The following is a 26,314-nucleotide window of genomic DNA, read 5'->3' on the forward strand; positions in this document are numbered from 1 at the left end:
AATATGCCTAATTATTTAACCTGATTGCTCGACTCCGTCGTTGAATAGGTTATAATGCCGCGTCTATTAATTAACGTAGTGCCCGTAGGGCAGGCAACAAGCGTCACATGCAACGGAGAGTTTGGCAATTTAGCCGAAGGCCCATAAAAAGCATGATGGTTGTCTTGTTAGTAAGGAAGGCGCTTTGTCGCCCAAAAATGAAGATTGAGGTAAATCATGCAAGTTTCTGTTGAGACGACTCAAGGCCTTGAGCGCCGTCTGACCATCACCGTTCCTGCAGAGAACGTTGAGACTGAAGTTAAAAAACGCCTACAACAACTGTCAAGAACACAGCGTATCGATGGCTTCCGCCCTGGTAAAGTTCCAGTGTCAATCATCACTAAGCGTTACGGCGCAGCTGTACGTCAAGAAGTTGCTGGCGATCTGATGCAGCGTAACTATATCGAAGCAATCATTGCTGAGAAAATCAACCCTGCAGGCGCACCATCTTTTGCTCCTAAATCACTAGAAGCTGGTAAAGATCTAGAATTCGATGCAACTTTTGAAGTATATCCAGAAGTTGAACTTAAAGATCTAGACAAAATCGCAGTTGAAAAGCCAGCGGTTTCTGTAACTGATGAAGACCTAGCGAACATGCTTGAAACGCTTCGTAAGCAACACGCTTCGTGGACTGAAAGCGATGCGGCAGCTGGCGAGAAAGACCGTGTAACAGTTGATTTCGTTGGTACAATCGACGGTGAAGAGTTCGAAGGCGGCAAAGCTGAAGACTTCCCTCTAGAACTTGGTCAAGGTCGTATGATCCCAGGTTTTGAAGACGGTATCGTTGGTAAAAAAGCGGGTGAAGAAGTTGTTTCTGACGTAACTTTCCCAGAAGACTACCACGCCGAAAACTTAAAAGGTAAAGCGGCTCAATTCACTATCACGGTGAAGAAAGTTGAAGTTCAAGAGCTTCCTGAACTAACTGATGAGTTTGCAACTAAGTTTGGTGTTGCTGAAGGCGGCGTTGACGCACTTAAAGAAGAAGTTAAGAAGAACATGGAGCGTGAGCTAAACCAAGCGGTTAAAGCTAATGTGAAAGATCAAGCGATCAAAGGTCTTCTAGAAACTAACGAAGTTGACGTACCAAAAGCGCTAATCGACCAAGAAATCGACGCACTTCGTCAACAAGCAGCGCAACGTTTTGGCGGCAACGCACAAAACATGCCTGAGCTTCCTGCTGAGCTATTCCACGAGCAAGCAGTAACTCGCGTGAAAACTGGCCTACTACTAGGTGAAGTGATCAAAGCAAACGACATCAAAGTTGATGAAGATAAAGTTGCTGAACTAATCGACACCGTTGCTTCTGCATACGAAGATCCAAGTGAAGTAGTGGCATACTACAAAGCAAACGATCAACTAATGCAGCAAATGCGCAACGTTGCGATGGAAGAGCTGGCAGTTGAAGCTGTACTTGCTGCTGCATCTGTTTCTGATGTTGAAAAGTCATTTGACGACATCATGAATCCACAGGCTGCTCAATAAGTCTTTGAAGAAATCATTGACTTACAGCTAAGCTGAAGTTTAAATGGCTCGAGTTACTCTAATTGAGAATTCGGGCCATTTTTGTTTTTAAGCCTTGATATTGAAGCATTAAGTACTTATATCTTGAGGCATGGCTTATTTTATTAGCTATACTTACTTTACGAGTCAGGTTTCGTTGAGTATTACTGGTACAGTTATATCTACTCGTTTCAATTCGCTCAAAAAAGTATTAGCCTAAACACCGATCACAGAATATTTTTATGGGCCGCGCTAAGTCCAATAAAGTTGCTGCGAATAGGCAATAGATTCTGTGCTAATAAGGAATAAAAAAACATGAATGATGGTATGATCGATCCAATCAATGCGTTAGTACCTATGGTCGTGGAGCAAACGGCTAAAGGCGAGCGTTCTTATGATATTTACTCACGACTGCTAAAAGACCGTATTATTTTCTTAACTGGTCAAGTCGAAGACCACATGGCGAATTTAATTGTGGCGCAGATGTTGTTTTTGGAATCAGAAAGCCCTGACAAAGATATATTCTTGTATATCAACTCACCGGGTGGTTCTGTGACTGCTGGGATGTCAATCTACGACACGATGAATTTTATCAAACCTGACGTCAGTACGGTTTGTGTTGGTCAAGCTGCGAGTATGGGAGCATTTTTGCTATCTGGCGGTGCTAAAGGTAAACGTTATTGCTTGCCGAATTCTCGCGTGATGATCCACCAACCTTTAGGTGGTTTCCAAGGTCAGGCATCTGATTTTGAAATTCATGCTCGTGAAATCTTGGCTATCAAAGAGAAATTAAACCGCTTGATGGCGGACCACACAGGCCAACCTTACGACGTGGTTGCTCATGATACAGATCGAGACAACTTTATGACCGCAGATCAAGCGTTAGAATATGGCCTGATAGATGCGGTTCACTCTCGTCGAGAGCTTAAGTGATTATGAATTAGCCGATGAGTTGAATTCATCGGCTTCTACTGTGCCAAAGCCAAATTTCTTTGGTATAGTTAAAAGAAATACGATGTTATCTAGAGATAACAGCAATTGAATGAGGTAGCTGAATGTCAGACACTCCAACAGACGGCGATAAGAATAGCAAGCTACTCTACTGCTCATTTTGCGGTAAGAGCCAGCATGAAGTTCGTAAGTTAATTGCCGGTCCATCTGTCTATATATGTGACGAGTGCGTTGAACTTTGTAACGATATTATTAGGGAAGAAATCAAAGATATTGCGCCTAAGCATGACGCGTCTGATAAATTACCTGTGCCAAAAGAGATCAGAAATCACTTAGATGATTATGTGATAGGGCAAGACCATGCTAAGAAAGTCTTGTCTGTAGCGGTTTATAACCATTATAAGCGTCTACGCAACCAAGGCGGCAAAAGTGATGTAGAACTTGGCAAGAGTAATATTCTGCTAATTGGTCCAACGGGTAGTGGTAAAACCCTACTAGCAGAAACGCTTGCACGTTTGCTTGACGTTCCATTCACAATGGCAGATGCAACGACGTTAACCGAAGCCGGTTATGTGGGTGAAGATGTTGAAAACATCATTCAAAAGCTTCTGCAAAAATGTGATTACGATGTTGAGAAAGCACAGCGTGGTATCGTTTATATCGATGAAATCGACAAAATTTCAAGAAAATCTGACAACCCATCAATCACCCGTGATGTGTCAGGCGAAGGTGTACAACAAGCACTACTAAAACTGATTGAAGGTACGGTTGCATCTGTTCCGCCACAAGGTGGTAGAAAGCATCCGCAACAAGAGTTTTTACAAGTTGATACTTCTAAGATCTTATTTATCTGTGGTGGTGCGTTTGCAGGCCTAGATAAAGTCATTGAGCAGCGTAGTACAAAAAATACTGGAATTGGGTTTGGTGCTGAAGTTAAATCTAAAGACTCTGAGCGCTCATTAAGCGAAACGTTTAAAGACGTAGAGCCTGAAGATTTAGTTAAGTACGGCTTAATACCTGAATTTATTGGTCGTTTGCCTGTAGTTGCGACTTTGACTGAACTGGACGAAGAAGCACTAATTGAAATCCTAAATGAGCCGAAGAATGCACTTACTAAGCAATACGCGGCGCTATTTAAGATGGAAGGTGTTGACCTTGAATTCCGTGAAGATGCGCTAAGAGCGATTGCTCATAAAGCGATGGAGCGTAAAACGGGTGCCCGTGGTCTGCGTTCGATTGTTGAAGGCGTATTGCTTGATACTATGTATGAGCTTCCTTCACTAGAAGAAGTGAGTAAAGTCGTCATTGATGAAACAGTGATCAAAGGCGAATCAGACCCTATTATGATTTACGAAAATAACGGTAAAGAAAAAGCGGCGTCTGAATAGCTTAGTATGAGATTGAAAAAAGGAGCCTAGCGCTCCTTTTTATTTCTTAGTCCACATCAGATAGAAACCAATATAGTTAAATTGCTATAACGATAAAAGGCAATCGTGAGACAAGTGTTTAGGGTGAATTTTTTATACATTTCACCACGGTAAATTGAGTGTCAACACTAAGCTTTTTATACGTTAAATTGATCTCTACTTGATGCGGATTACTATAAACTATTGAACTTTATCTGCGTTATCCCCATATAGCTCAGTATTCCCAAAATTAATTGAAGTGCGAAGAGAACATAATGACGCTTGAAAGAACGGATCGAGTAGAAATTCCTGTGCTAGCGCTACGTGATGTAGTGGTATATCCGCATATGGTGATCCCGCTGTTTGTAGGCCGAGAAAAATCAATAAAATGCCTAGAAGCTGCGATGGACAATGACAAGCAAATCTTTTTAGTTGCGCAAAAAGACGCCTCAGTTGATGACCCAAGCACTGATGATGTCTATCAGACTGGTACCATTGCAACGGTACTACAGTTACTCAAACTACCTGATGGCACAGTGAAAGTGCTGGTTGAAGGTACTCAACGCGCAAAAATAGATGAGTTTCTAATTACAGACGAATATTTCTTGGCGCAAGCTCAGTATATTCCATCTCAGGATGTAGATGAGCAAGAGCAAGACATATTAGTTCGCAGCGCAATTAGTCAGTTCGAAGGCTATGTGAAGCTAAATAAAAAGATCCCACCAGAAGTTCTAACTTCTGTCTCGGGTATTGATGAAGCTGCGCGCTTAGCGGATACGATGGCTGCTCATATGCCAATTAAAGTACCTGAAAAACAAAAGGTGCTAGAAATTAACGATGTGACCGAACGTCTTGAGTATTTAATGGCGTTGATGGAAGGCGAGATAGACCTACTTCAAGTAGAGAAAAAGATCCGTTCACGCGTTAAAAAGCAAATGGAGAAATCCCAACGTGAGTACTATCTGAATGAGCAAATGAAAGCGATTCAGAAAGAGCTTGGCGAGCTGGATGATGTACCTGATGAATTTGAAGCCCTGAAAAAGCGTATTAGCGAAGCGAAGATGCCGCAAGAAGCGGAAGAAAAAGCGCTTTCGGAGCTTAATAAGCTTAAAATGATGTCGCCTATGTCTGCGGAAGCAACAGTGGTTCGTTCATACATAGAGACGATGATCAATGTGCCTTGGAGAAAACGCTCCAAGGTGAAAAAAGACCTTGCTGGTGCACAAAAGATACTAGATGCCGACCATTATGGTCTTGAGAAAGTGAAAGACCGCATTATCGAATATCTAGCGGTACAGCAGCGCACCAATAAGCTCAAAGGCCCGATCTTATGCTTAGTTGGTCCTCCGGGCGTTGGTAAAACAAGTTTAGGTCAATCTATCGCGCGTTCGACTGGTCGTAAGTACGTGCGCATGGCGCTAGGTGGCGTGCGCGACGAAGCTGAAATTCGCGGTCATAGACGAACCTATATTGGCTCAATGCCGGGTAAGCTTATCCAAAGCATGTCGAAAGTCGGCGTGAAGAACCCGCTTTTCTTGTTGGATGAGATCGATAAGATGTCATCGGACATGCGCGGTGACCCAGCATCGGCGCTACTAGAAGTGCTGGACCCAGAGCAAAACAGCAACTTTGCAGATCACTATTTGGAAGTGGACTATGACCTCTCTGATGTGATGTTTGTTGCGACTTCTAATAGCTTTAACATTCCAGGTCCTTTATTAGACCGTATGGAAGTGATTCGCCTTTCGGGTTACACCGAGGACGAAAAGCTGAATATTGCCAAGCAGCACTTAATTCCAAAGCAAGTAAAACGCAATGGGTTAAAAGAGTCTGAAATCAATATCGAAGACAGCGCGATCATTGGCATTATCCGCTACTACACACGTGAAGCGGGTGTCCGTAATTTAGAACGTGAAGTGTCCAAGTTGTGCCGAAAAGCAGTTAAGAACATCTTGCTAGATAAAAATGTTAAGCAAGTTGTGATTAACCAAGAAAACCTTGAAGATTTCTTAGGTGTACAACGTCACGACTACGGTAAAGCGGAAGACGGTGATAGAGTTGGACAAGTGACCGGTCTCGCATGGACGGAAGTAGGGGTGACTTACTCACTATCGAATGTGCGGCGGTACCAGGTAAAGGCAAACTCGCTTATACCGGCTCGCTAGGCGATGTGATGCAAGAGTCAATTCAAGCAGCAATGACGGTTGTGCGCAATCGTGCTGATAAGCTACGCATAAATGACGATTTTTACGAGAAACGTGATATTCATGTTCATGTTCCTGAAGGTGCGACACCGAAAGATGGTCCGAGCGCCGGTATTGCGATGGTGACGGGTTTGGTATCAAGTCTCACTGGCAATCCAGTACGTGCGGATGTTGCGATGACAGGTGAGATTACCTTGCGTGGTGAAGTTTTGCCTATCGGTGGCCTGAAAGAGAAATTATTGGCAGCACACCGTGGTGGAATTAAACGAGTTTTAATACCAAAAAAGAACGAGCGTGACTTAAAAGAAATTCCTGAGAATGTTCTTGAAGGGCTTGATATTCATGCAGTGTCATGGATTGATGAGGTATTATCACTGGCGTTAGCGCACCCAACAGACAGTTTTAGTGTGGAATCGCAAAAAAACTAATAAAAAAGCCAAAAAATTGAGTGAAAAGGCTTTTCAAATCTAAAAGGTGTGTTAAGTTAGGCACTGTATTCAAGCCTACTGGTTCGGAAGCCCCGTAATCACTAGGCTTGAGAAAGATTTCGAGAATTAGAGAGTCGCTGTGATGTCTCTAAATGAATCGCAAAAGTTACCAGTAAGAAGTAACTTTTGACAATAACTATGGAAGAGGATGATATTGTGAATAAATCTCAATTAATCGATCAAATCGCAGCTGATGCTGACATTTCTAAAGCGGCTGCTGGTCGTGCGCTAGATTCATTCATTGAGTCTGTAACGGGTGCACTAAAAGACGGTGACTCTGTTGCACTTGTAGGTTTTGGTACTTTCTCAGTGCGCGAGCGTGCTGCACGTTCTGGTCGTAACCCACAAACTGGTGAGACTATTCAAATCGCAGCAGCTAATATCCCATCTTTCAAAGCGGGTAAAGCGCTTAAAGACGCAGTAAACTAATTCAATTTGAATTAGGCGGTGCGTAGTCATCGCGAACTGCTTCAAGATAAAAGGCGTATCTGCTAAGATACGCTTTTTTTATACCATCATTAATCTGATTAGGGTGGTGTAATGCTTAACCCAAGTCTAGCAAACACAAAGTGCTTTGGTGCTTTGACTTAGATAAGAGAAACAATAAATGCTTGAAAAGATCAGAGAAGGCTCGCAAGGCCCGGCGGCTAAAATCGTATTAGGTTTAGTCATCTTATCTTTTGCGTTAGCAGGGATCGGTGGTTACCTAGGTCAAACCACAGAGCAGCCTGTCGCAGAAGTGAACGGAGTAAAGATTTCACAAACTAAGTTTTCTCGTGCTTACTCAAATGAACGTGCACGACTAGAGCAACAGTTTGGTGAATACTTTGCACAGATTGCAGCCGATCCTAATTATATGGCGCAAATTCGCCAAGGTGTTGTTGACCAATTAGTACAACAAGAATTACAAACGCAACTAGCTAAAGAGCTTGGTCTTCGTGTGAGCGATGAGCAAGTTAAAAAAGCGATTGTTGAAATGCCATATTTCCAAATTGGTGGTGAGTTCAGTAACGACCGTTACCTACAAGTCATCCGTCAAATGAACTTCCAGCCAGATAGCTTCCGTGAATACCTGCGTGACGAGATGACGCGGGCGCAGTTAATCTCAGCGGTTGCAGGAACGGATTTTGTACTGCAGAACGAACTTCAGCAATCTATTGCACTACAGCAACAAACTCGTGCTATCGACTATGCGGTATTAAGCAAAGAGCTGGTAAAAGATGAGGTGTCGGTTACAGATGAAGAAATTCAGAACTACTACGACCTGAATCAAACTCAGTTCCAAGCTCCAGAGTTGGTGGCGGTTAACTATATCGAATTAAAAGCTGAAGATTTAGAGCCTGCAGAGCCAGTTACTGAAGAGGCGCTCAAAACGTATTACGAAGAGCAAAAAAATCAGTACCTTGAGCCAGAAAGACGCCGCGTGTCACACATTCTTGTTGATGCAAGCGAAGATCCTGAAGCCGCTAAACAAAAAGCAGATGAAATTCTAGCTGAGTTGAATAACGGTGCTGATTTTGCCGTTGTAGCAGAAGAAAAATCTGACGATATCGTGAGTGCCGAGCTTGGCGGTGATCTAGATTGGATCGAAAGAGACATGATGGATCCGGCGTTTGAAGATGCAGCGTTTGCGCTTGCTGCGGTAGGTGATGTATCTGACGTGGTTGAATCAGAGTTTGGTTATCACATCATCAAACTGACCGATATTCAGCGCCAACAGGCGCAATCTTTTGAAGACGTAAAAGAAGACCTTCGTGCAGAGCTTGAAAAAGCTGCCAAGATTGATGCGTTCTACCAAAAGCAAACACGTGTAGCTGAACTTGCATTTGAAATGGCAGACTCGCTACAAGATGCTGCTGAAGCTGCTGGTGTTGAAATCAAATCAACTGAACTGGTAAGCCGTAATGCGCTTCCTGAGCCACTTAATTCACCGGTGATAAGTAATACTATCTTCACGCCAGAGCTGTTAGAAGACCGCGTAAACTCAGAAGTACTAGAAGTTGCACCTGAGCATATCGTAGTAGTTCGTGTTGCTGAGCATAAAGCGGCAGCGACTAAGCCATTTGAGGAAGTAAGCGCGCAGATTAAAACGCAGTTGAGCAATGAAAAAGCGTCGACATTAATTGCAGAGAAAGCACAGTCGCTATTTGAGCAACTACAAGGTGGTGCTACATTAGCTGAGATTGCCAAAGCACAAAGCATCGAAGTGAAAAGCGTGACTGAGCTTAAGCGTCGTAGCTACGATGTACCTCCAGCTATTGCAGCTGAAGCATTTAAATTGCCTCAGCCTGGTGTTGCAGAGACAGAATCTGCACTTGTAGAACTTGGTAATGGCGATTCGGCATTTGTGGTGCTGAAGTCAGTCACTACACCTGAAGTTGATGGCAAGGTTGATGCGCAGCAGAAGCAGTCAATCACCGCTTCTTACGCAAACAAAAACTACCTTGAGCTACTTGCAGCACTTGAAGCTAAGTCTGAAGTAAAAAGACCACAGTTACAGGTAGCAGAGCAGCAATAATCGCTCTTAGCTAGAAGAAAGGCGCCAACATGGCGCCTTTTTTGTGTTTGTTTACTCATCTTTCTTCATTTGCTTGTTAAATATAGTTAATTGATAGGTTTATTAAATGCCAACTCGTAAGTGGTTAATTTAAAATAATAAATTATTTTTTTGTTCCTATATTGACAAATATTGTTCCTCTATTTAACATGTTCCGTTTTCGGAACGATGTGTGTTAAATAGGAACTTTATGAAATATAGATATAGCGCATGGATTGTGGCCTTATTGCTATCAATATCAGGATGTAACAGCGACAGTAAAACGGCTATAGAGTTACCTGTAGAGGGAAGCCAAGGAGATAACACTTCAACTGATAATAATGGAACTAATACTGATAACTCCTCGGGTACTGATAATTCAAATAAAGATAATTCCAATACCGACGATTCAAATTCAGATAATTCTGACTCTAATAATCCGGCAAAAGAAACAAAAGAAGAGGTAATTAAGCGTATTCTGAGCGCACAAGGAGCAGAGAACACTACTTCTCTTGCTTTAAAAGACTTTGAAATTGCTGAATTTGGATGTGTAACCGCCGCAAATCTATCTGTAATTCAGGGATATTTTAATACAACACAAGATGAATTACAGTTGGCAGCTCTCAAACATCGATTATGCAAAGTTGTTGAGCTTTTTGAATTAGATAGTAAATCTTTACTCACACCTAATAAACTGAAGGAAGTCGGGCTTCGGGGCTTATTTTTTGATGATGGTAAACTGGATCAGTGGGCATATGACGAGCTGATTTTAACGATACCAGAGCGCCATTTTGAGTATGCTGCGCTTCAGGGGGCGGTTGAAGACTTCCATCATAATCAAAGTTCTGTTTGGCCTAAACAGATTAATATTTCTTTTGATGATGGTGGCGCATTAAATTCTATCCATGAACACCTTGATTTGTTTGATAAATATAACGCAACATTTACCTATTATGTTAGCCACTACTCCATTATTGATCATGCAAAAGTGGCTGATATAGAAAGCCGAGGCCACGAAATTGGTCATCATGGAGTAATACATCGACATGCGAAGATTTACTCTGAAGAAAATGGTGTTCAGAAATGGATAGCAGATGATATCACACCACAACTGGATGCGATGAGAAAAAATGGCTTGACGGTAACCTCTTATGCTTACCCATTCGGAGCCTATACGAAAGAAACTGATCGCGAAATCAAAAAATATTTTACCCATGTACGTAAGTTTGCTTCTTGGTCTTCTGTTGTTTACAGAGGTGAACGTAGTGATAGACCGATCACAACGGGGTTATCTATAGACTCACATCGCTTTGATTTGGACAAGATCCAGAATGCGATTGATACCTTAAAAGGTGGTGAGACGCTATATTTAGCAACGCATGTTATTGGCAAAACAGGGAATGAGTGGCATATCACTCCTGAGAATCTTGAAGCGGTTTTGGCGTATGCAAGTGTAAAAGGTTTAAAGTTTTGTCACACCAGTGAGTGTATGAATTTTAAAGGCAACACTACTGACTAGAAAAAAAATTTAATAAGGCGGCTAATAGTAATAGCCGCCTTTGTTCTTATAGCCGCTCCAATATAGCCCTTGCAACAGCTTGTGAAGACTGGTAATTCTGCCCCGTCACTATGCGGCTATCTACCTTGATAAAAGACGCACCCCGCTCTCCATATTCAAAATTCCCTCCAAGTTCTTCCACTTTAGGCTGAATTTGAAAAGGAAAATGCTTGAAATACGCTCTATCTGGATTTTCAAATGCGGTAGGGTAACCGGTGATTTGTTTTCCTTTGATGAGATACTCACCATTTTTCAAGCGTAAATTGACGATACCAGCTGTACCGTGGCATACAGCGGCAACAACACCTTGGTTTTGTTCATATATATGCATAGCAATACGTTGTAGAGTAGGGTTTTCCGCTACTTCATACATGGCATTGCTGCCGCCAACATAATAGATTGCCGCATATTGGCTTGGATCGACTTCAGCTGGACGCATTGTGCTGCTGAGCGCATACATAAAGTCAGGTTGGTAAAGGTACTTTTTATGTTCGCCATTTGAAGTATTTATATAGCTCAGGTTTAACGCGCCACCTCGTGTGCTGACGAAATCAACGATTAGTCCTGCTTGAGTAAACACGTCATAGGCACTGAGCAGTTCATCGAAACTCGTGCCAGCAGGCAGCTGGCTATCGCCATGAAAGGCTTTGCTTGATGCGACAATGAGCACACGGCGACCTAAGTGTGTTACTTGCTCGGAAGTTAGAGAGGTTTGCTGCGCTGATTTACTGATGATTTGCCACGTGCCAGCTATTTTCTTTAGGAGTAGGTGGTCGATGTACTGCACGTTTGATTTCAATATATCAATACGGATTTTGGCCTGTGCAAGGTGATCATTCACGCTGATATTTAGAATTTTGGCGCGCCTTCCAGTGTCTTTTTTCGGACCTTTATACCAGCTCAAATATTCTTTCAACGGGATTTGCCACATCGCTTGGTCTGACTTTTCTAAAATAAGCATGGCATCGGGATGAAACGCTTTTCTTATTATTTCAGGCTGATTATTGGCGGTGCCACTGATGTAGTGGTTTAATGTAGCGGTAATGTTTTCGGTTTCATCCTCAAAAGCGACAGCGTTGCCGATTTGAATAAATAGTAAAAATAACAATGGTACTAGTTTTGATTGGGTCATAAGTTTTTCCTGTAATGACTCAGAAGAAACATAAACTTATTAAATTAAAGCAGTCACCTAGAGTATATTTTAGGAGTCTTATAGTATGTTCTCGGAGTGCTTAAAGTTATTTGGAGAGTAGCCTGTGAGCTTTTTAAATGCGGCAAAAAATGTGGATGCAGAATTAAAACCACACTCCAGTGCGAGGTACTCCAACGGCATGTTGGTGCTCGAAAGCAAGTGTTTCGCATATTCAACTCTCAAGCCATTGAGATATTGTTTAAAGTTACAATGGTAGTGACGATTCACTATTTGCGATAGTTTGTTGTGGCTTGTGCCTAATCGTTTGGCTAATCGGGGTAGCGTTAAATCCGGCTCAGTAAATAGCTTGCTTTCTGACATTAGCGACTCAAGTTTGGCTATGAGCTGATTATATTCATCGTCGCTTATGTGCGTATTGGCATATTTCTTTTCATTAGCAGTTGGTTTTCGTAGTAATTTGGGTGCGAAAAGGATGCTTAAATAGAGCACAAAGCTGAAGGTGAGTGCCCCTGTGATGTAAGAAGTGAATGACGAAAAGAAATAAGCGGCCCAAATAAGCCAGCAACCGCAGATCACAACCAAAGATAGATGAAACTCAGCGTTGCCATTGGCGTTTTTGGGAGTAGCTAGCCGATAAAAGGTATGAGAACTTATCAGTAAGTAACCTAGCCAAAAATAAGATGTGCCTTTGTAACCCCACGTTTGCCATATTTCAGGGTTAAGTTGATAGGGCATAAGTATACCAAATCCAATAATAAAACCGCTTAATGCCAAAAAGTGTATTGTTAGATAACGATTTCTGGTTTTACTGTAGCTTGCAAGTACAAAATTGAGCAGGCAGGGACCAAGCAAAAAGTAGGCGCTCAGACCTATTTGCAGAATCGTTTTATCTAGCTCTGGGTTAAAGTAAAAAAGGACTGATTTACCAATTCGAATACAGAGTAAAATGAGGAGCACCGACACCCAGCGCAGGGCCTTTGCCTCCTGAAATTTTATTAGTAGTAGGACGCTGAGAATAAAGCCATTAAACACCCCGATAAGTGAGAAGAAAAATAACAGATGGGCGCTAAAATCCATTACTCATTCCCCATAAAATTAAGCTGACAGCAGCTTCTGCATGGTTTTAGATTTTGGTGTATTGAACACACTCTCGGTTTCGCCATATTCGACGACTTTGCCGCGATTTAATACCAAAATCTCATCACTCATGTGACGAACCAAACTCAAATGATGTGTGATAAGCACGTACGCAAGTCCCGTTGCTGCTTGTAGCTCTAGCAGCAGATTCACGGTTTGTGCGCGTACGGATGGGTCTAATGATGACAGCGCTTCATCCAATACCAGCACTTTAGGGTCTAAAATAAGGGCTCTCGCTAAGGCGACCCGCTGTAACTGCCCGCCACTAAACATATGAGGATAATAGTCTATGTGTTCGCCAAGTAGCCCGACGCGGCTGAGTGTGATGCGGATTTTCTTATAGCGCTGCTCTTCGGTGAGTTCGGTATTATATTGCAAGCAATCATCAAGCATATCCCCAATAGTGAGAGCAGGGTTGAGCGAGCGAGTTGGGTCTTGAAAGATCAGTCGAATAGTGCGGTAGTCATGATTGCGAATACCAGCGTCTTCTACAATTTGGCCATTAAGTAAAATTTGTCCAGAGTCAGCCATGTCAGCACCTGCGAGTACTTTAGCCAAGGTGCTTTTACCTGAGCCGGTCTCACCTATGATTGCGAGCGTTTGTCCGGGAGCAAGCGCAAACGACACATCTCTGAGTACCCGCAAGGAGCTGCGTCTGAATAGACCCTGACGAGAAGTGTAGGACTTATTTAAAGACTGAACTTTTAAGACGGGTTGCATTTTTGCTTCACCTTAATTAACGGGAAGTGACAAGCATAACTATGACCATGCGAGCGACTTTGTCTTGGCGTAACGACACATTCTTTTTGCGCCTGAGGACATCTTGGCCCCAAGCGACATCCAATAGGTAAGTGCTGTAATGGGGGAATAGTGCCTTTCAAGGCATAAAATGCTTCTTTATGGCCAAGCCCCTGACCAAAGTCGGGCAAACTCTTTACCAATGCTTGGGTATAGGGATGTAATGGCTGCTTAAAAATAGCCTGAGTAGGTCCTGCTTCAACCATCTGTCCGCAGTAGAGCACATGCATGGCATGAGACCAGTCGGAGATTTCTTCCAGCTCATGTGAAATCATTAATATCGACATGTTCTTAAGTTGGTTCAATGCTTTAAGTAATCGAAATACCTGTGCGCGGGCGGTACTTTCCAGTGCGGTGGTTGGCTCATCGGCGATAAGTAGTTTAGGGCTTCTGGCGATGGCCATCGCAATCATGATCTTTTGACACATACCCTCTGAAAGTTCATGCGGGTAACTATTGCAAATCTTTTTATCGTCTCGGATCCCAGCTTTGTGCAATAGCGCTCGGACCTTCTCTTTTCGTGCTTTTCTACGACCAAAAAAGCCACCTTTTAAGACGTTATCGGGATAGACTCCGCGACTTGGTCGAAAATAGTGGCGGTTGGGTCAAGGCTACGACTTGGTTCTTGGTAAATCATCGCAATGTCTTGGCTGACGAGCTTTCTGCGCTTTTCTGAAGACAAGCGCATGAGGTCGACTCCGCGCCAATGCATGCGGTCGGCAGTTACTGTCCAGCGCTGATTTAGCACCCCCACAATGGCTTTTGCAATCAGGCTTTTACCAGACCCAGACTCACCTACAAGCGCGTGTACTTCGCCTTCTTTAAGGCTAAGGTTAACCTTATCAACCGCGCGAATAACGCCGTCTTCGGTCCGTAATTCAATGGTGAGGTTCTTAACGTCTAGTAATTGCATTAATCTGCCTTACGTTGTTTCAGCGCTTCACGCAGCCCATCACCAACCAAGTTGGTGGAGAGCACTGCTAAAAATAGCAATACACCCGGCAGACCTACGGTCCATGGCGCGAGATAAATTAAGCTTAAGTTTTCTTGTAGGATAGCACCCCATTCAGTAGACGGAGGCTGCGCACCGAGCTTTAAGAAACCAAGTGCCGCAATATCCAAAATGGCAGTTGACAGCGCCATGGTGAAGATAACCACGATATGCTCGTAAATATTAGGCAGTATGCCACGGACGAGTAGTTTCCAACGTGTTGCACCGTCAAGCTTAAAGGCAATGATATAGTCTTTACCAAGCTCAGTGACCACTAAGTTTCTAATTGAGTGGATGTATTGTGGCAACAGCGCGAAGATAATCGCCCACACCGTATTCATCAAACCAGGCCCCAATATAGCAATGATGATAATGGCCAGCAGTAACGAAGGAATGGCGAGCGTAATATCCAATAAGTGGTTAAGAAAGCTGGATTTCAAGCCTCGACTGGCGCCTGCAAGCGTACCAAGCACGACGCCGAGCGCCGTGGTAACCAAGGCCGCAATGATAGATAAACCAAACGTGTAGGTAGCACCATTCATCAAGCGCGATAAGATGTCTCTGCCCAAGTCATCTGTGCCGAGAATAAAGCGCACATCGCCATCATCATGCCATGAAGGTGGCAGTAACAGGGCATCAGCGTGTTGCTGGTTTACACCATAAGGGGCGATCAACGGTGCTGTTAAAGCCAGTACGGTCAAGGCAACAAATAGCCACAAACCGACTAGCGCAACGTGATTTGAGCGGAATTTACGCCATAACCTAAATAAGGGAGAGCGATTTGACTCTTCGGTAAATAAGCTAAACTTTGCCATGAGCCTGATTCCTTGCGAGCGGGTCGAGTATAGAGTGGATAAAATCAGACAACATGTTGGCAATAATAACAAAGAAAGACACCGCGAGCAGTCCCCCTTGGATAGCTGGGAAATCACGTTGATAGATGCTTTCAATTAACCATCGACCGATCCCAGGCCAAGAAAATATCACTTCCGTGATCATAGCAAGGGTGATGAGCGTGCTAAATTGCAGACCAATTTGCTTTATCACTGGCAATAGAGCGTTTCTCAGCGCGTGATGAATGATCAACTGGCTGCGATTAAGGCCTTTTGCTCTAGCGGTTTTAATATAGTTTTGCTCGAGGACTTCGAGCATGGAGTCGCGAGTAAAGCGGATCAAAACCGTCGTTGGATACATAGCCAGCACAATTGTTGGCAGCGCTAAATGATGAAGTGCGTCCCAAAATGCAGCACCGCCATAGGGAAAATCTTCAAGATAAATATCAACCAGAATAAAGTGGGTAACGGGCTGTATTTCATAAAGTAAGCCGATTCTGCCGGACATGGGAAAAAGCCCAAGACCCAGACAGAATGCCATAATGAGCAGTAGCGCTAACCAAAAAACCGGAATGGAAAATCCCATCAAACTTAATGAGTTAATGAGCTTATCTGGCCACTTTTTATGATAAGCGCTGGCTACCACTCCACTGGGTACGCCGATAACGACCGCAACCGTCAAAGCATATAAACACAGCTCAAGAGTTGCCGGAAATAGGTGTTTTACATGAGCAAGGACAGGTTGACCCGACGACAATGATAAACCCCAGTCGCCTTCAAACATACGAGCCATAAACGCGCCATATTGCACGAAGATATTTTCTTCAATACGGTATTTTTCAGCCAGCGCCTGCGTTTGGGCATAACTTGAGTTGACTTCGCCACTGAAGTTAGTGATCAACTCACCAGGAAACAGATAATTCAGGGCAAAAGTAAAAATTGTTAAGGTAAACAACATAAAGCAAAGCAAGCTCAGTCGTCGATAAGCATATTTTGCAAACATGTTAGTCTCTCCTAGCCTCAGCGAGTGAAATACCACCAAATGGACGCAGTGAGACTCCCTTAATATCAGAGCTAGTTGCTTGGAACCGCAATCCGTGAGCAATCGGAACGAGAGGCAACTGCTCAATTACCATTTTTTGTGCTTGCTGATAATAGTATTTTCTTTCTTCCATATCGTTGGTGTCTAATGCTTGGGTGAGTAATAAGTCAAACTCCGGATTACACCAGTTGGAAGGGTTTTTGCCGCTAAATGTTGCAGTACAGCTTAATAGCGGACTGAAGAAATTGTCTGGGTCGGGTGTATCTGCTGCCCAGCCTAATAACACGCTATCATGCTCATGGCGGCCAACGCGTTCAATAAAGGTATTCCATTCGTACTCGACGATTCTGGCATTTACGCCAATATCACGTAAATCACGTTGGATAAGCTCTGCCATTTTTCGTGCGTTAGGATTGTATATGCGCGACACGGGCATGGCCCATAACGTCATGGAAAAGCCCCCTTCAAGACCTGCTTGTTTCAAGTATTCTTTTGCTTTTTCAGGGTCGTATGTTGGCATTTTTGACTGAGCCTCAAACGCCCATGAAGAGGGGGGAAGCATCGAACGAGCTAAAATGCCATTGTTGTAAAATACCGCTTGCATGATTTTTTCAAAATCTATGCTGTGCGCGAGCGCTTTGCGAACCAGCGGATTGTCGAATGGTGGTTTTTCGGTGTTGAATGCCCAGTAACCTATGTTCAGGTTTGCGGCCCTTTCAACTTCTATGTCTTTTCTTTGCTCAAGCACGGTGAGTTGTGTGGCACTGGGGTGCGCCGTAATGTCGCACTCTTTGGTTAGCATTTTCGCGATGCGGCTAGTGCCATTGGTGGTGATATCGTAGACCAGTTGTTCCATGTATACTGGGTGCTTCCAGTAATGTTCATGACGATAATATCGGATCAGATTATCACGTAAGAATTCACGGTACTTATATGGACCCGTGCCGACGGGCTTCTGATCAAAGTCTTGCTTGTGTTCAAGTTCAATCAGCTGATCGGCATATTCTTTAGAGAGAATGACGGCGAAGTCTGTGGCGATATTGGATAAAAAGCTGCTTTCCGCATTGAATAGGTTAAAGCGAACGGTATGCTCATCCACTTTTTTTACCTGGCGGATCAATTGGTCGAGTCCAATACTTTGAAAGTAAGGATAATTTGCATCACCAACAAAGTGGTACGGGTTGTAAACATCAAACAAGCGGTTAAATGAGAACACTACATCATCAGCATTCATTTTTCTTGTTGGTGTGAAGTAGAGGGTATCGTGAAATTGGACATCGTCCCTCAAGGTAAAAGTGAAAGATTTACCATCCTCGCTGACCTGCCAAGAGGTTGCTAACTCTGGTAAAAATTCGCCACTTTCAGGATCGATACTGATAAGGGTGTCATAAAGCTGATTGGCAATAATATCAATCGTAGACCCTGTTGTGGTCACTTGTGGATTAAATGACACAGGGTTTGCTTCAGCACAATATACTAAGCCTTGTGACTTATCATTCACTTTGTTTGGTGCCTGATCCGTACAGCCAAATAGAGCGGTACACAGCACACCAAAAAACAATTTACGCACCACTATGCCTCTTGTTTTTGGTTTTGGTCCAGTAGGTTGTATTTTTTCAAATAACCCCTAAGTTGATGATACGTCAAACCAAGGTTTTGTGCAGTTTTCTTTTGATTAAATTGACTAAACTCAAGCGCTTTTTGCAGCATAGTGATTTCGTAGTCGTTGGAAAGCGATTTTAGATCACAAGGGAAATCGAATTCGAGGGTTGGATCTGTCGCCTGTTCATTATTAGGTTGCGGAACAGGCAAAGATTCAACTTTGTGTGTGACCGGTGTTGTTGGCTGAGTGCTTGGCGCTTTGATCCGTTGACTTGGCCTAAATGGGCTAGCAAAGGGGTCAAAAACAATATCATGAACGGGAATTTGGTCATTGCCATGACGATATAAACTACGCTCAACGACATTTTTCAGCTCACGGATATTACCGGGCCACGGGTAATCAAGCAGTTTCTCGATAGCTTTGCGGGTAAAGCCACTAAATAACTCCCAACCTAAATCCCGAGCCATATTTATCGCAAAATGTTCGGCCAACAATAAGATGTCTTCTTTTCTCGCTCTTAGTGGCGGTAAGGTGATGACGTCGAATGCAAGACGGTCTAACAAATCGTGTCTAAACTCTCCAGCATCGGCGAGGGTGGGGAGGTCTTCATTGGTGGCGCATACCAGTCGAGTATCTACTTTTACAGTTTGCTTTCCGCCAACTCGTTCGAACTCACCGTATTCAATGACACGCAATAGTTTTTCTTGCACCATTGCTGAGGTATTGGCTAGTTCGTCCAAAAACAGTGTGCCACTGTTAGCGCGTTCAAATCGACCTTCATGGCGTTTGCTTGCACCGGTAAACGCCCCACTTTCGTGACCAAATAATTCACTTTCTAAGAGGTTTTCGTTGAGCGCTGCGCAGTTCAGTTTGACGTACTCTTGATCCCAGCGCTCTGAGAGGTAATGCAAACGTGCAGCAATTAACTCTTTACCTGTGCCGCGCTCGCCAATAATAAGTACTGGCTTTTCTAAAGGGGCGAGCTGTGAAACCTTGTCTAGCACAGCTAAAAAGCTGTCAGACTGGCCTAATAAATTATCCTGTTGGCGAAAACGGCTCATATTGCCTAACTCTTAGTGGTTTTTACTAATAACTAGTGTATTTTAAAAAAAGGGATAACTAAAGGACTTTTAAAAATAAAATAACTTAATGATTTTATTGTGTTTTTAAATTTATTAAAGTTGGCAAGCTATTTGATACATAGACAGTAAGCAATTTAGCTATCAACCAAAGAGGTAACCACTATGGGAATTTTTTCTCGTTTTGCAGACATAGTGAATTCTAATATTAATGCTATTTTGGATAAAGCCGAAGATCCTGAAAAAATGGTTCGCTTAATTATCCAAGAAATGGAAGATACACTAGTCGAAGTAAGATCGACCTCAGCAAAAACACTCGCTGAGAAAAAGGAGTTAACGCGCCGTCTAGATCAGCTAAAAGCACAGGTAGATGATTGGCAAACTAAAGCAGAGCTTGCGCTAAGTAAAGAACGTGAAGATTTAGCACGTGCCGCTTTACTTGAAAAGCAAAAGTCTGCGGAAGATGTTGCAGCCCTTGAAAAAGAGCTAGAGCATGTAGATACGCACATTGAAAAGCTTCAGCAAGAAGTTAGTACTTTACAAGACAAGCTTGCCGATGCAAAAGCGCGCCAAAAAGCGATTGTACTGCGCCAGCGCTCCGCTGAATCTCGTCTAGAGGTGAAAAAGGCACTAGACAGCAGTAAAGTAGAGGATGCCTTAAATCGTTTTGAGCGATACGAAAGCAAAATCGATGGCCTAGAGTCACAAATCGAATCTTACGATATAGGTAAGAAGTCTTTAGCCGATGAGATTGCTGATCTGCAAAAGAACGAGAAGATTGACGATGAGCTTGAACAGCTGAAAAAGAAAATGGCTGAAAAGTGAAAATAGTCGCACCTACTGTCAGGGTAGGTGCTAACCAACTACAATAATAACAGCCAGGTTGAAGGCAGGAGAGGATTATGTTTGACGCAGAAGTTTTAATGGCTCCGTTGATTATTTTTATGGTCATCGTGGCACCACTTTGGTTGATTTTGCACTATCGTAGCAAAAAGCAGGTAAGCCAAGGGTTAAGTGAGCACGAGCATCGTCAGCTTATCGAATTAGCCAGCAAAGCAGAAAAAATGGCAGATCGTGTTGAAACGTTAGAAGCCTTGCTTGATCAAGAGTCACCACAATGGAGACGCAAGTTATGAGCAAACTAAAGCGAGAGTTATATCGTGACCCGAGTCGCGGCAAGATAGCCGGGGTATGTGCAGGTCTTAGCGATTACTTCAATATGGAATTGTGGCTTGTTCGGATCTTATTCATCACGGCCGTGCTATTATCTGGTGGTCCATTATTTATCGTCGTGTATGTGGCTTGCTGGTTTATTTTAGATAAACGTGAAGTGATGCCAAACCGTTCGCGTGATGCGAAAGATGAAGATAAAGTATCGGTGAAGTTTAAGGTGTGGCAAAAAGGCGAGCCGCCAAGACAAGCGCTTTATGACCTAAAGGACAGATTATCACGACTAGATGGTCGCATTCAGAACATGGAACGCTACGTAACTTCCCTGAATTTACGGTTAGCAGAGAAATAGACAAGCTATAAGGCGGTATTAGCCGCCTTGGCATTTTCTTTAAGGGGCACTTTTCTATATTATGACTACGTCACGCTTTCGAACCCCATCTTCCTTAGATAAGTTAAAACAACAAGCCAAAAAAACGCTCCACCGCTCTTTTGATAAGCATGTAAAGCTTGCCGTAACCGGGTTTAGTGGCAGCGGTAAAACCGCGTTTATCACGGCACTTATCAAACATCTGACTACCCAAATGAGCACTGACAACTTACCGTTTTTTGACGTGGTGAGTGAAGGCCGTCTTGTTGCGTGTCGCCCTGAGCCACAGAAGGCGCTGGCGGTACCAACTTTTGACTATCAACAAGCGATAACGTGTTTGTTGGAAGATCCGCCCACTTGGCCCGCGTCCACTAAACGTATCAATACCTTAACACTGGCGTTTAGGTATCATAGTGAGCGTGGACTCAAGCAACACTTAGCGCAAACCCACACACTATATCTTGAACTATATGATTACCCCGGCGAATGGTTAATGGACTTGCCGCTGCTAAAAATGACCTTTCCCGAGTGGTGTGTGCAGCAATTTGTACTATTAAATAAGCCAAAATATCAGCCATTTGCACAAGCGTTTTTACAGCTACTCGAGCAGTTTGACAGTACGGAAGCGGTAGACGAAAGTAAGCTGAAAGTGCTTGCGCAAAGTTACCATACGCTTTTAGCGCAATTGCAGCGGGACACACGTTTATCTAACTTGCAACCCGGCCGAGCATTGATCCCGGGCGACCTTGAGGGAGCGCCAATATTGCTGTTTTTCCCTGTGCAAGTTCACCCAAGCGAGATTACCGAGCATTCACAATACCAGCAGCTTGTTGAGCGTTTTGAAGCCTACAAAAAGCAAGTGGTCGCACCATTTTACAAAGATTATTTTTGCCAGTTTGATCGCCAAGTCGTGTTGGTTGATCTATTGGGCAGCTTAAGTGATGGCTACGATACGTTAAAAGAGCAAGAAGTTGCGTTAAAGCAGATCCTAGCTATGTTTTCTCACGGTAAAAGTGGCTTTTTGTCTCGTTTATTTAACCCAAAAATAGATAAGGTGCTATTTGCTGCCAACAAATGTGATGGCGTATTAAATGAGCAGCAGACCAATTTGACAAGGTTGTTAAATGAGATGCTGGTCGACAGTGCCAATGAGCTTCGCTTCAATGGGGTAACCGTGGATACGATGTCTCTTTCTTCAGTGAAAAGCGTAGAATCGAGAGCCGTAAAAGATGGTACGCAACGTGTGCAATGTATCTATGGCAAGCCCGTCGGTGAGCAGCAGTTTATCAATTATGTGCCTCCAACACCGCCTGATCACGTTCCGAAAGCGCAGGCATGGCCTCAAAGTGGGTTTGAGTTTCTAGCGTTTGAACCGCTGCCCGCGAAGCAAGGAAACTTATCGCATATCAGGCTTGATCATGCTTTGCAGTTCTTAATTGGAGATAAATTAAGATGACAGATCAGACAAAATCTTACCAAGGTTCAGGTAGGCGCTTAAATATCGACACTGAAAGCCAAGATGAGTCTCAACATTTGGGTGGTGAAGGCAAGGTTCTCGGCAATGAGCTGGTTGTGAGTGAGAACTTTGACACCGTGCCAGACCTCGAATTGCCTAACATTGAACGTATTTATGAGTCGCCTTGGCGATTTGGATTTAAGCAGTGCTTTTTGCTTGCGCTTTTAGTACTTATCATTGTGGAAGCAGCACTGACCTTGATTGAGAGCTATGAGCAAAATATTTTGCTGTTTAGTCTTTACACCACGGTGTTGTCTCTTGGTTTACTTGCGCTATTTAAGTTCTTATTTTCGGAAGTTGTTGCACTCAGCAAGCTTAAACAGCATCAGCAAATTAAACATGATGCACAGCGCTTATTGCAAAGTGACCAAATCGGCGAGGCGCGCGCTTGGCTCGCGCCGTTATTAAAAGTGCATCCAGAGCAAAAGGTTGCCGCTTTTGAAGAGGCGTTACAGCCTCACCATACAGACAAAGAAGTCATCACTTTATATGAAAAAACCTTGCTTCGGAGCCAAGATGCCGCAGCTAAAAAGCTAATCCAGGAGCATGCCACGACATCGGCGCTCTTAGTTGCTTTAAGCCCACTTGCACTTGTGGATATGTTGGCTGTGCTTTGGCGCGGAGTGGTGCTGGTAGAAAAAATCAGCAAGCACTATGGTATTCGGTTGGCGTACCGTAGTCGCATTACATTATACAAAATGCTGTTGAAGCAAATGGTGTTTGTTGGCGCAAGTGAATTGATAAGTGACCTTGCAGCAACCAGTGTGGGCGCTGAATTGCTTGGTAAGCTTTCTACCCGTTCGGCACAGGGCTTAAGTGCTGGGATATTTACCGCTCGATTGGGTTATAAGGCTATGGAGCTTTGTCGCCCATTACCACGTTTGGAGCACAAACAAAGTCTTTTGAAAAATGCCATTAGCTCGGTTGTGGATGTGCTACTACGCAGAAACAAAAGGGATTAAACGGCAACAATTTTATACACCTCTTTAACTTAAACGGGCTAGTCATAACATGTGAACTAGCCGTCTCCCCATCTGGCATGCTTGTCTATTTTTCTAAACTGCCCTACATATTGGTTATGACACAAAAACAACGCTAATCACCTCGCGATGACTTGATTGGCAATAATAAAATCAGCAGGCAAGTATGAAAAAATTAAGAGATGACAGTCAGTGTATTCACGGACCCAATCATTTTGACGACCCACATGGGGCGTTAACCGCGCCCTTGTATCAAACCTCAACATTCCACTTTAAAGACGCAGCGCAAGGAGCTGCGAGATTTGCCGGTGAAGAGCCCGGTTATATCTATACTCGCTTAGGCAACCCTACGACGCGAGAGTTAGAAGAAAAAGTAGCGCGACTTGAGGGAATGGAAGATGCTGCGGCGACCGCCACTGGTATGGGTGCCGTGTCTGCATCGGTGCTGAGCTTTTTGCAGCAAGGCGATCATATGATTGCATCAAGCGCATTGTATGGCTGTAGCTTCGCACTATTTGCGCATATGTTGCCTAAATTCGGTATTGAGGTGTCATTTGTTGACTTAACCGATGAGCAAGCGTTACGTGATGCGGTACAGGAAAATACAAAACTATTGTTTGCCGAAACGCCGATCAACCCTAACATGACGGTATTAGATCTGAAAATGTTAGGGGAAATCGCTAAACAGCACGAGCTCCTGTTTGTCGTTGACAATACCTTTATGACACCGCTTTTACAAAAGCCTGTGAATTATGGTGCTGATCTTATTGTGCATAGCGCAACCAAGTACCTAAATGGTCATGGGGATGTGGTAGCTGGGCTCGTGTGCGGTTCAAAAGAACACATAGAACTTATCAAATTAACTGTGTTAAAAGACATTGGCGCTACAATCAGTCCTCACGATGCTTGGTTAATCAATCGAGGGTTGAAAACCTTAGCTTTACGTGTACAGCGCCACTGTCAAAGTGCACAAACTGTAGCAGAGTTCCTAGAAGCGCACCCTAAAGTGAATAAAGTCTACTACCCAGGTTTACCTTCGCATCCTGGTTACCAATTTCTTGGTGAACAAATGAAAGGGGCTGGTGGGGTAATTGCTTTTGAAATCAACGGCTCGCTAGAGCAGGGCGAACAATTTATCAATGCGACAGAGCTGTGTACGTTAGCGGTAAGCCTAGGTGACCCAGAAACGCTAATTCAACATCCTGCATCAATGACACATTCCCCGTACACACAAGAAGAAAGGCTGGCGGCGGGAATTTCTGATGGACTAATTCGGATTTCAGTGGGGCTTGAAGACGTAGAAGACATTATTGATGATCTTAAGCAGGCGTTTGATAAAATATAGCTGTAATTTAATTTTTACAAAAGGGCTGGGTGTAGCCCTTTTTTTGTATCGGTGTCATTGTGGGTTTACGGCTGTGTGTTTAATTGTTTACAAAATTACTTGTTGTGCGAAATGTGATAAACGTGCTAACTATTAAACTTTCCTTCACTTTTACTTAGTATCAAAGTCACAAGTTGAAGCGCCCCGAACCATCAACAGGACAGCAATTGAAATTGCAAGATCATAAACTCGGAGCGAATTAAGTGAGAATGTAAAATGGCTAAAGCAAGTAAATATGTATCTAAGCAGCCAGATGAAAATGGCGTTATTGCTTGGACAGAAGAAGAGAATCAAATTTGGTCAGAGTTAGTTGCACGTCAGCTAGCGTGTATCGAAGGCAAAGCCTGCGATGAATATTTAGCAGGCCTTGAGAAAATTAACTTACCAAAAGACCGCATTCCACAACTAAGTGAGTTAAACGAAGCACTAGCGAAAGAAACGGGTTGGCAGGTAGCGCCAGTGCCGGCACTGATTGATTTCGATGAATTCTTTCGATTGCTTGCCAACAAACAGTTTCCTGTAGCGACCTTTATTCGCTCAAGAGAAGAGTTTGATTACCTGCAAGAACCAGATATCTTCCATGAGATTTTTGGCCATTGTGCAATGCTAACGAATCCAGCATTCGCCGAGTTTACACACAAATATGGTCAACTAGGCTATGCAGCTGAGAAGAAAGACCGCGTATACCTTGCACGCTTATACTGGTTTACCGTCGAATTCGGTTTGATGCAAACCGAGCAAGGCCTACGCATCTATGGTGGCGGTGTGCTTTCAAGCCCTGGTGAGACTCAATATGTCTACTCTGACAAACCAGAAATTAATCCGCTTAACGTGTTAGATGTGTTACGTACGCCTTATCGCATCGACATTATGCAACCTGTTTATTATACAATTAACTCAATCAACGACTTATTTGAGATCTCTAAAATGGATATCATGTCGCTGGTTGAACAAGCAAAAGAGCTAGGGTTATTTGAACCTAAGTTTCCGCCAAAAGAAAAACTAGCAAGTTAAGGAATTATCAATGTCTGATTTAAGTGCACAAAAATGTGAAGCGTGTCGTGCGGATGCGCCTAAAGTATCAGATGAAGAACTAGCGGTTCTAATCAAACAGATCCCTGATTGGGTACCTGAAGTACGCGATGGCATTATGCAGCTTGAGCGTGTTTACAAGTTTAAAAACTTTAAGCAAGCAATTGCATTCACTAACAAAGTGGGCGATATGGCTGAAGAAGAAGGCCATCACCCAGGTCTACTTACCGAATGGGGCAAAGTGACGGTAACGTGGTGGAGTCATTCAATTAAAGGTCTGCATAAAAACGATTTTATTTGTGCAGCTAAAACCGACGAAGTATTCGCAGAGTAGGTCGACATTTATGTCGACAAATATCGGTAAATATCGACAAATATTGGTAAGGTAAATAGCGACAACTATCGACAACCCCATATCATATTTCGAACTACAAAATAAAAACGGCGCTAAACAAACGCCGTTTTTATTCATAATTTAGGATAAAAGCTAAGAAATCGTTCGTCTTTTCATTTTCCAACCAAATACAACCAGCGGTAGCAGAAA

General features: G+C 43.4%; 20 protein-coding genes and 3 pseudogenes. 15 read left to right on the forward strand and 8 right to left on the reverse strand.

The genetic code is table 11. From position 1 onward, the window contains the following. The first annotated feature begins 216 nt into the window (after window positions 1-216). The 7 genes and pseudogenes from tig (at window position 217) to B1L02_RS05240 (ending at window position 10,643) form a co-directional block, all read left to right on the forward strand. A complete protein-coding gene (gene tig, locus B1L02_RS05210) occupies window positions 217-1,521 on the forward strand; it encodes a trigger factor (RefSeq protein WP_088530186.1) in 1,305 nt (434 codons plus the stop codon). Between the two features lie 333 nt (window positions 1,522-1,854). Continuing rightward, window positions 1,855-2,472, forward strand: coding sequence for an ATP-dependent Clp endopeptidase proteolytic subunit ClpP (gene clpP, locus B1L02_RS05215; RefSeq protein ID WP_010606724.1), 618 nt, complete (start codon window positions 1,855-1,857; stop codon window positions 2,470-2,472). A gap of 122 nt (window positions 2,473-2,594) precedes the next feature. Next, a complete protein-coding gene (gene clpX / locus B1L02_RS05220) occupies window positions 2,595-3,878 on the forward strand; it encodes an ATP-dependent protease ATP-binding subunit ClpX (protein WP_088530187.1) in 1,284 nt (427 codons plus the stop codon). A gap of 293 nt (window positions 3,879-4,171) precedes the next feature. Further along, window positions 4,172-6,528: pseudogene (gene lon / locus B1L02_RS05225) on the forward strand (endopeptidase La). Between the two features lie 216 nt (window positions 6,529-6,744). Beyond that, on the forward strand, window positions 6,745-7,017 hold the full coding sequence (hupB, locus tag B1L02_RS05230) for a nucleoid-associated protein HU-beta (RefSeq protein ID WP_010371157.1): 273 nt from the start codon (window positions 6,745-6,747) through the stop codon (window positions 7,015-7,017). Window positions 7,018-7,195: 178 nt separating this feature from the next. After that, a complete protein-coding gene (locus B1L02_RS05235; protein ID WP_088530188.1) occupies window positions 7,196-9,106 on the forward strand; it encodes a SurA N-terminal domain-containing protein in 1,911 nt (636 codons plus the stop codon). A 229-nt stretch (window positions 9,107-9,335) separates the two neighbouring features. Beyond that, window positions 9,336-10,643: a polysaccharide deacetylase family protein gene (locus tag B1L02_RS05240; protein WP_088530189.1), complete on the forward strand. Its 1,308-nt coding sequence runs from the start codon at window positions 9,336-9,338 to the stop codon at window positions 10,641-10,643. 46 nt (window positions 10,644-10,689) lie between these two features. Here B1L02_RS05240 and B1L02_RS05245 read toward each other — a convergent pair whose 3' ends face one another. The 8 genes and pseudogenes from B1L02_RS05245 to pspF all read right to left on the reverse strand — a co-directional run bounded on the left by B1L02_RS05245 (window position 10,690) and on the right by pspF (window position 19,300). After that, window positions 10,690-11,814, reverse strand: a complete 1,125-nt coding sequence (locus B1L02_RS05245) for a nuclear transport factor 2 family protein (RefSeq protein WP_088530190.1) — start codon at window positions 11,812-11,814, stop codon at window positions 10,690-10,692. 78 nt (window positions 11,815-11,892) lie between these two features. Further along, window positions 11,893-12,912, reverse strand: coding sequence for a helix-turn-helix domain-containing protein (locus B1L02_RS05250; RefSeq protein ID WP_088530191.1), 1,020 nt, complete (start codon window positions 12,910-12,912; stop codon window positions 11,893-11,895). Window positions 12,913-12,930: 18 nt separating this feature from the next. Then, the gene (locus tag B1L02_RS05255; protein ID WP_088530192.1) at window positions 12,931-13,692 is read right to left on the reverse strand and encodes an ATP-binding cassette domain-containing protein; all 762 of its coding nucleotides are present in this window, start codon (window positions 13,690-13,692) and stop codon (window positions 12,931-12,933) included. Next, window positions 13,677-14,683 (reverse strand): annotated as a pseudogene (locus B1L02_RS05260) (oligopeptide/dipeptide ABC transporter ATP-binding protein). Before B1L02_RS05260 ends, B1L02_RS05255 begins: the two are co-directional and overlap by 16 nt. After that, entirely contained in the window at window positions 14,683-15,576 is an 894-nt protein-coding gene (locus tag B1L02_RS05265) for an ABC transporter permease subunit (protein ID WP_088530193.1), read from the reverse strand. The pseudogene B1L02_RS05260 and the gene B1L02_RS05265 overlap by 1 nt, the downstream one beginning before the upstream one ends. Further along, entirely contained in the window at window positions 15,563-16,597 is a 1,035-nt protein-coding gene (locus B1L02_RS05270; protein WP_088530194.1) for an ABC transporter permease, read from the reverse strand. The genes B1L02_RS05265 and B1L02_RS05270 overlap by 14 nt, the downstream gene beginning before the upstream one ends. 1 nt (window position 16,598) lies before the next feature. Then, window positions 16,599-18,206: an ABC transporter substrate-binding protein gene (locus tag B1L02_RS05275; protein WP_411170913.1), complete on the reverse strand. Its 1,608-nt coding sequence runs from the start codon at window positions 18,204-18,206 to the stop codon at window positions 16,599-16,601. A gap of 2 nt (window positions 18,207-18,208) precedes the next feature. Continuing rightward, window positions 18,209-19,300 (reverse strand): phage shock protein operon transcriptional activator, encoded by a 1,092-nt coding sequence (pspF, locus tag B1L02_RS05280; protein WP_088530196.1) that lies wholly within the window; start codon window positions 19,298-19,300, stop codon window positions 18,209-18,211. Between the two features lie 183 nt (window positions 19,301-19,483). Here pspF and pspA point away from each other — a divergent pair, with 183 nt between their 5' ends. The 8 genes and pseudogenes from pspA (at window position 19,484) to B1L02_RS05320 (ending at window position 26,104) form a co-directional block, all read left to right on the forward strand. Continuing rightward, a complete protein-coding gene (gene pspA, locus B1L02_RS05285; protein ID WP_088530197.1) occupies window positions 19,484-20,143 on the forward strand; it encodes a phage shock protein PspA in 660 nt (219 codons plus the stop codon). Window positions 20,144-20,220: 77 nt separating this feature from the next. After that, window positions 20,221-20,454, forward strand: a complete 234-nt coding sequence (gene pspB, locus B1L02_RS05290) for an envelope stress response membrane protein PspB (RefSeq protein ID WP_010371190.1) — start codon at window positions 20,221-20,223, stop codon at window positions 20,452-20,454. Continuing rightward, window positions 20,451-20,851, forward strand: a pseudogene (gene pspC, locus B1L02_RS05295) (envelope stress response membrane protein PspC). The gene pspB and the pseudogene pspC overlap by 4 nt, the downstream one beginning before the upstream one ends. 50 nt (window positions 20,852-20,901) lie before the next feature. After that, window positions 20,902-22,314 carry a YcjX family protein gene (locus B1L02_RS05300; RefSeq protein WP_088530198.1) on the forward strand — a complete coding sequence of 471 codons (1,413 nt, stop codon included), beginning with the start codon at window positions 20,902-20,904 and terminating at the stop codon, window positions 22,312-22,314. Beyond that, the gene (locus tag B1L02_RS05305; RefSeq protein ID WP_088530199.1) at window positions 22,311-23,336 is read left to right on the forward strand and encodes a TIGR01620 family protein; all 1,026 of its coding nucleotides are present in this window, start codon (window positions 22,311-22,313) and stop codon (window positions 23,334-23,336) included. Before B1L02_RS05300 ends, B1L02_RS05305 begins: the two co-directional genes overlap by 4 nt. A 184-nt stretch (window positions 23,337-23,520) precedes the next feature. Continuing rightward, window positions 23,521-24,699 carry a trans-sulfuration enzyme family protein gene (locus B1L02_RS05310; RefSeq protein ID WP_010606739.1) on the forward strand — a complete coding sequence of 393 codons (1,179 nt, stop codon included), beginning with the start codon at window positions 23,521-23,523 and terminating at the stop codon, window positions 24,697-24,699. A gap of 255 nt (window positions 24,700-24,954) precedes the next feature. Continuing rightward, a complete protein-coding gene (gene phhA / locus B1L02_RS05315) occupies window positions 24,955-25,752 on the forward strand; it encodes a phenylalanine 4-monooxygenase (protein ID WP_088530200.1) in 798 nt (265 codons plus the stop codon). A gap of 10 nt (window positions 25,753-25,762) precedes the next feature. Continuing rightward, a complete protein-coding gene (locus B1L02_RS05320; protein ID WP_010371199.1) occupies window positions 25,763-26,104 on the forward strand; it encodes a 4a-hydroxytetrahydrobiopterin dehydratase in 342 nt (113 codons plus the stop codon). The last annotated feature ends 210 nt before the right edge of the window (window positions 26,105-26,314 follow it).

The organism is Pseudoalteromonas piscicida (genome assembly GCF_002208135.1).
Lineage (GTDB): Bacteria > Pseudomonadota > Gammaproteobacteria > Enterobacterales > Alteromonadaceae > Pseudoalteromonas > Pseudoalteromonas piscicida_A.

Bases quoted from the DNA above. Each gene is read 5' to 3' on its own strand.
- tig (WP_088530186.1), top strand. From the start codon at position 217: ATGCAAGTTTCTGTTGAGACGACTCAAGGCCTTGAGCGCCGTCTGACC.
- clpP (WP_010606724.1), top strand. From the start codon at position 1,855: ATGAATGATGGTATGATCGATCCAATCAATGCGTTAGTACCTATGGTC.
- clpX (WP_088530187.1), top strand. From the start codon at position 2,595: ATGTCAGACACTCCAACAGACGGCGATAAGAATAGCAAGCTACTCTAC.
- B1L02_RS05235 (WP_088530188.1), top strand. From the start codon at position 7,196: ATGCTTGAAAAGATCAGAGAAGGCTCGCAAGGCCCGGCGGCTAAAATC.
- B1L02_RS05240 (WP_088530189.1), top strand. From the start codon at position 9,336: ATGAAATATAGATATAGCGCATGGATTGTGGCCTTATTGCTATCAATA.
- B1L02_RS05245 (WP_088530190.1), bottom strand. From the start codon at position 11,814: ATGACCCAATCAAAACTAGTACCATTGTTATTTTTACTATTTATTCAA.
- B1L02_RS05250 (WP_088530191.1), bottom strand. From the start codon at position 12,912: ATGGATTTTAGCGCCCATCTGTTATTTTTCTTCTCACTTATCGGGGTG.
- B1L02_RS05255 (WP_088530192.1), bottom strand. From the start codon at position 13,692: ATGCAACCCGTCTTAAAAGTTCAGTCTTTAAATAAGTCCTACACTTCT.
- B1L02_RS05265 (WP_088530193.1), bottom strand. From the start codon at position 15,576: ATGGCAAAGTTTAGCTTATTTACCGAAGAGTCAAATCGCTCTCCCTTA.
- B1L02_RS05270 (WP_088530194.1), bottom strand. From the start codon at position 16,597: ATGTTTGCAAAATATGCTTATCGACGACTGAGCTTGCTTTGCTTTATG.
- pspF (WP_088530196.1), bottom strand. From the start codon at position 19,300: ATGAGCCGTTTTCGCCAACAGGATAATTTATTAGGCCAGTCTGACAGC.
- pspA (WP_088530197.1), top strand. From the start codon at position 19,484: ATGGGAATTTTTTCTCGTTTTGCAGACATAGTGAATTCTAATATTAAT.
- pspB (WP_010371190.1), top strand. From the start codon at position 20,221: ATGTTTGACGCAGAAGTTTTAATGGCTCCGTTGATTATTTTTATGGTC.
- B1L02_RS05300 (WP_088530198.1), top strand. From the start codon at position 20,902: ATGACTACGTCACGCTTTCGAACCCCATCTTCCTTAGATAAGTTAAAA.
- B1L02_RS05305 (WP_088530199.1), top strand. From the start codon at position 22,311: ATGACAGATCAGACAAAATCTTACCAAGGTTCAGGTAGGCGCTTAAAT.
- B1L02_RS05310 (WP_010606739.1), top strand. From the start codon at position 23,521: ATGAAAAAATTAAGAGATGACAGTCAGTGTATTCACGGACCCAATCAT.
- phhA (WP_088530200.1), top strand. From the start codon at position 24,955: ATGGCTAAAGCAAGTAAATATGTATCTAAGCAGCCAGATGAAAATGGC.
- B1L02_RS05320 (WP_010371199.1), top strand. From the start codon at position 25,763: ATGTCTGATTTAAGTGCACAAAAATGTGAAGCGTGTCGTGCGGATGCG.